Origin of the sequence: uncultured Nevskia sp. (assembly GCF_903885465.1) — a bacterium.
Lineage (GTDB): Bacteria > Pseudomonadota > Gammaproteobacteria > Nevskiales > Nevskiaceae > Nevskia.
The window spans coordinates 1-5341 of sequence record NZ_CAISIQ010000565.1 but is presented as its reverse complement, the minus strand read 5'-3'; the positions used below and the strand labels follow the sequence as shown (position 1 = coordinate 5341).

General features: G+C 64.3%; 4 protein-coding genes. 3 read left to right on the top strand and 1 reads right to left on the bottom strand.

Features of this window, described 5'->3' with window-relative positions:
- The 3 genes from QZY06_RS21945 to QZY06_RS21935 form a co-directional block, all read left to right on the top strand.
- Nucleotides 1-1327: wax ester/triacylglycerol synthase family O-acyltransferase (locus tag QZY06_RS21945; RefSeq protein ID WP_295688354.1), on the top strand; the 1327-nt coding region annotated here is incomplete at its 5' end.
- 75 nt (nucleotides 1328-1402) lie between these two features.
- On the top strand, nucleotides 1403-2134 hold the full coding sequence (locus QZY06_RS21940; RefSeq protein WP_295688352.1) for a twin-arginine translocation signal domain-containing protein: 732 nt from the start codon (nucleotides 1403-1405) through the stop codon (nucleotides 2132-2134).
- A gap of 103 nt (nucleotides 2135-2237) precedes the next feature.
- The gene (locus QZY06_RS21935; protein WP_295688350.1) at nucleotides 2238-4379 is read left to right on the top strand and encodes a phosphocholine-specific phospholipase C; all 2142 of its coding nucleotides are present in this window, start codon (nucleotides 2238-2240) and stop codon (nucleotides 4377-4379) included.
- On the opposite strand, the gene QZY06_RS21930 is transcribed toward QZY06_RS21935, so the two are convergent.
- Nucleotides 4376-4999 (bottom strand): glutathione S-transferase family protein, encoded by a 624-nt coding sequence (locus QZY06_RS21930; protein WP_295688348.1) that lies wholly within the window; start codon nucleotides 4997-4999, stop codon nucleotides 4376-4378. The two genes, QZY06_RS21935 and QZY06_RS21930, sit on opposite strands and share 4 nt — an antisense overlap.
- Nucleotides 5000-5341: the final 342 nt, after the last annotated feature.

Genomic DNA, 5341 nt, shown 5'->3' with positions numbered 1-5341 from the left:
GCCGCCGGCCGATGCGCCGCCGGATTTTGCGCAGACCCTGGTCGCGCGGCTGCGCTCCTATGCTTCGCCGCTGCCGCCGTTCAACCAGCGGCTGGAAAGCCGGCTCGGCAAGGCTTTCTGGGTCGAAGATCCGGAGTTCGATATCGACCAGCACGTTATCCATCTCGCCCTGCCTCGCCCTGGCGGCATGAAGGAGTTGATGGCGATGGTTTCGCGCATGCACGCCAGCCATCTTGATCGCGCCTATCCGCTGTGGCGGACTTACATCATCGAAGGCATCGAGGGCGGTCTGATCGCCACCTACTCGAAGGTGCATCACGCGGTCGCCGATGGCATTGCCGGCACCCGCCTGACCTTGCGTTCGATGTCCACCGATCCGACCGCCATCCTGCCACCACCCTGGGCCACGCCGCCGCAGGGTCGGCGCGAACGCCCGAGCAGCCTGCTGGCGGCGCCGGTCGATGGTGTGGTCAAGCTTGCAAATCGCTTCGGCGGTGCTTTCGAACATGTGCCGGCGATCTACCACGAGCTGCGCAAATCGATGCGCGAACGCCGCGACGGCCATCCGGACGCCATCTCCGGCAACAGCGCGCCGGCAACGATCCTGAATCAGCCGATCAGCGCCTCGCGGCGCTATCTCGCCCGCAGTTATCCGCTGGCGAAGATCAAGGCCGCGAGCCGCACGCTGGGCTGCACCGTCAACGACGTGATGCTGGCGATGTGCAGCCATGCGCTGCGCCAGTACCTGCTCGATCAGCATGCCTTGCCGAAAGAGCCGTTGATCGCCGGCGTGCCGATGTCGACGCGCCGAGACCGCAGTGATGTCGGCAATCAGATCAGCTTTCTGCTTGCCAATCTCGGCACTCATCTGGCCGATCCGGCCGAACGTCTGCGGATGATCCGCGCCTCGGTCGAGCACAGCAAGGCGCGTTTCGCGACGATGAAGCCCGGCGCCATTCTCGGCTACGCGGCGGCGGCGCTGGCGCCAGGTCTGGTCAACATGCTGTTCGCGCCGAAGCGCGGCAAGCTCGCCTTCAATCTGGTGATCTCCAATGTGCCCGGCCCGCGTTCGCCGCTGTACTGGCAGGGTTGCGCGGTGGAAGGCATGTATCCGGTCTCGGTACTGGCCGATGGCATGGCACTGAACATCACTGCGTCCAGCCGCGCCGATGCCCTCGACTTCGGCGTGCTCGCCTGCCGCCGCACCTTGCCGAAAGTGGAATCGCTGATGGATTACCTGGACGACGGGCTGGATGAAATCGAGCAGCTGGCGCGGCTGACGATTGCCGTCGGCAAGCCGGTGGCGCTGGGCGAAACCGTGACCTAGTCGCGGCGATGGCCGACGCCGTTACAGTCGGGCTAGGATTCGCCGACAACAACAACACGGCGAAGGGGAACCCGAATGCATCTCGCGTATCTGCAGCAAATGCTCGACACCGATCTATCGGCCGAGCGCAGAAATTTCTTGAAGACGGCCGGCGCGACGGTCTTGGTTGGCGGCCTGGCGCCGTCCCTGGCATTTGCAGCCGATGCGCCTGCCAAAGCCAGCGGCAAAGGCTTCAAGGGCCAGGGCCGCATGAACATGACCAGCGGTGAAGACTGGATCGATACCTTCTTCAACGGCGGCGCCAGCGAAATCATCCATTACTACGCCGATGATTTCGTCTTCGAGGACGCCACGCTGTTCCAGACCATCAGCAACAAGGACGAGCTTTACCGCGCCTTCCTGCCATTCAACAACAACGGCCCGGATTCACCGGTCGGCGTCCATCAATTCGATATCGTCCGCTACGACGGCGGTGCCGCGAAAGGCAGCAAGGGCGTTGCCCGCAAAGGCATTCCTGAGGGCTACGAAGCCTCCATCTGGGCCGAGCAGAGCCGGGACACATTGGCCGGCGTCGATCTCGAATACGACGAATGGGCGGTGATGCAATGGATCTGGAAAGCCAAGCACAACGCCGACGATTTCCTCGGCCTCAAGGGCGCGAAAGGCAAGACCACCTACGCACGCGGCATCACCTTCCATTGCTACCGCAATCGCAAGATCGTTCGCGAGTTCACCCACTGGAATTTCCGGGCCGTCGGCGTGCAGCTGGGCGCGCTGGAAGCACCGCAGCTGTTCTGGAAAAAATGAAACGGCGCCGTCGATCGACACGAGATCGTCACCCGGGCTTCATGGCGCTGACCCGAACCGTGTCTAGCGTGCACCCCATCGAGATTGATGGGGCTTGCAGACTATGGCGAACGCAGATGGCGCGCCGCTCGACCGCCGCCGGTTCCTGCGCATGACCGGCGCCGCAGCCGGCGCTGCGCTGGTTCCGGCGTCGATCCTCAAGGCGCTGGCGATTCCTGCCAACAACCGCACGGGAACGATCCGCGACGTCGAGCATGTGGTGATCCTGATGCAGGAAAACCGCAGCTTCGATCACTACTTCGGCACCCTGCCCGGCGTGCGCGGCTTCGCCGATCGCTTCACCATTCCTCAGGCTTCGGGCAAGCCGATCTGGCATCAGCAGGACCTGAGCCAGACCGACATCCTGCCGTTCCACCTCGATGCGACGATCGGCAACGCCCAGCGAGTCGACGGCACGCCGCACAACTGGGATGACGCCCACCACGCCTGGAACGATGGCCGCTACGGCTACTGGCCGGTCTACAAACGCGCGCAATCGATGGGCTATTACACCGAGGCCGAGCTGCCGTTCCAGTTCGCGCTCGCCGATGCCTTCACCGTCTGCGATGCCTATCACGCGGCGATCCACAGCAGCACCAATCCGAATCGCCTGATGCTGTTCACCGGCATGAACGATCCGTCCGGCACCGGCGGCGGGCCGATCATCGACAACCAGAACGACGATCTCGGCCCCAGCGCCGAGGGCTTTCGCTGGACCACTTATCCCGAGCGGCTCGAAGCCGCCGGCGTGTCCTGGAAGGTCTATCAGGACATGGCCGACAACTTCACCGACAACTCGCTGGAAGGCTTCGCGACATTCCGCACCGCCCACGAGCGCGATCCTTCCTCACCGTTGGTGACCCGTGGCCTGAGCAGCACCCTGGGCAACAACACGCTCGATGGTCTGCGTGACGATGTGCTGGCCGGCCGCCTGCCGCAGGTGTCGTACATCGTCGCCCCGGCAGCGTATTCGGAGCATCCCGATCCGTCGTGCCCGGTGCAGGGCGGCTGGTACGCGCAGGCCGTGCTCGACTCGCTGACCGCCGACCCCGAGGTCTGGAGCAAGACCGTGCTGCTGCTGACGTTCGACGAGAACGATGGCTTCTTCGATCACCTGCCGCCGCCGAGCGCGCATTCGATCGCCGCCGATGGCCGGCCGGCGGGCGCCTCGACCATCGATGATCGTCTCGATCGCCACCAAGGCAGCAGCCTGGTCGATCGAAACTGGCCTTATGGCCCCGGTCCACGCGTGCCGATGACGGTGATCTCGCCGTGGAGCCGCGGCGGCTGGGTCTGCTCGGAAACCTACGATCACACCTCGATCATCCGTTTCCTTGAAGCGCGCTTCGGCGTCGCCGAACCGAACATCAGCCCGCGCCGCCTCGCCATCTGCGGCGACCTGACCCGTTGCTTCAATTTCGCGACCCCGAACGACAGCGCGCTGCCAAGCCTGCCGCGACTCACGCGCAGCGAAGCCGATGCTCAGCGCCTGGCGCAGGAACAGTTGCCGCAGATCGCTGCCCCGCGTGGTCGCAATGGCCACCTGCCGCAGCAGGCGCTGGGGCTGAAACCCTCCAGCGCATTGCCCTACGAGCTGGCAGCCGACGCCACGGTGACCACTCGCGGCCTGCGGCTGGACTTCGTCAACACCGGCACAACGGGCGCGGTATTCCACGTCTACGATCAACGCCACCTGCGCGAACTGCCGCGCCGCTACACGGTGGAAGCCGGCAAGGCGCTTGATGATCTCTGGACGCCGCCGTTGAGCGATCTCGGCGCCTACGACCTGTGGTTGCTGGGCCCGAACGGCTTCCACCGGCAGTTCGCCGGCCGCCTCGGCTTGCTCGATCCCGCGGTCAATCCGGAGGTGCAACTGCGGCATGATCCGTCCAGCGGCGGCTTGATCGTCAAACTCGTCAATGCCGGTCATGCTGCCTGCACGTTCGTGACCACCGCACAGGCTTATCGCGACAGGAGACCAAGGCGCATCACCGTCGCGGCCGGACGCACGAAGCGCTTGCAGGTTGATCTGCAAGACAGTGGTCGCTGGTACGACTACAGCGTTCGCATCGACGGCGAGCGCGCCGCCCAGCAGGCGTTTCTGCGCCGCTTTGCCGGCAGAGTCGAGAACGGCGAGCCTTCGTTCAGCGATCCGGCGATGGGAACGTTCGGCACTGAAACTTCGCGGCAGACGACGATCGCCTAGGCACCTGGCGGCGGCATCAAGGCATCGTCGATCGCCCTCGCCCGTACTGCGGCAGGACGATCCTTGATGCCGTTCCAGTAAGCCTCGAAAGCCGGGCGCTTCTCGATCGAGCCGAACATCAGTCCCCAGCCGATCTGCGAACCGACATAGACGTCGGCGGCGCTGAAGCGGTCGCCAGCGACATAGGTCTTGCCAGCCACCGCAGTTTCCAGCGCCGCCATCGCGTCTTCGAAACAACCATAGCCGACCATGCCGCGCTTCTCGGCGGGTACGGCGACGCCGAGCGACCTGTTGACGATCGCCTGTTCCAGCGGCCCGGCGGCGAAGAACAGCCAGCGGTAGTAGTCGGCGCGCGCTTCCGACGTCGGCCCCAGCTTCGCTTCGGGAAAGGCCTCGGCCAGATAAACACAGATCGCCGCGCACTCGGTGATGACCGCGTCACCGTGAACGATGGCCGGCACCTTGCCCATCGGATTGATCGCCAGATACTCCGGCGCCTTCATGGTCGCGCTGTAGGTCAGCACGGTGGTTTCGTAGGGCACACCGACTTCTTCGAGCATCCAGCGCGCCACGCGGCCGCGGGACATGGGGTTGGTGTAGAAACGGAGAGGCGTGGCCATGGCAGCTTCCAGGTTTTGTCGAGGTCTCCCCCAAACTATCAAGAAGCCGGCGCCGTGTCAGACAGCTTGACCGGCCGCCTGAACACCGCTTGGCGGCTGTAGCGCACCGTCAATGTCGTTCACCCAACGACGACCTCTGATGTTTGCCCTGATAATTCAGCACCTACCACGTTCCAAGGGGACTGTTCCGGAAACGTGGCGGCTTGCGAATCAATCTAGGGGAATATCGGATGCTGTTATCGAGTCGGCCTTGCGGCGGGGACAGTGCGGGCCGCCATTTCAAACTCCGTCATCCGCTTGAGAAGAATGCCGAAGCCTCTGTATTGGGAATATCGGCCACTG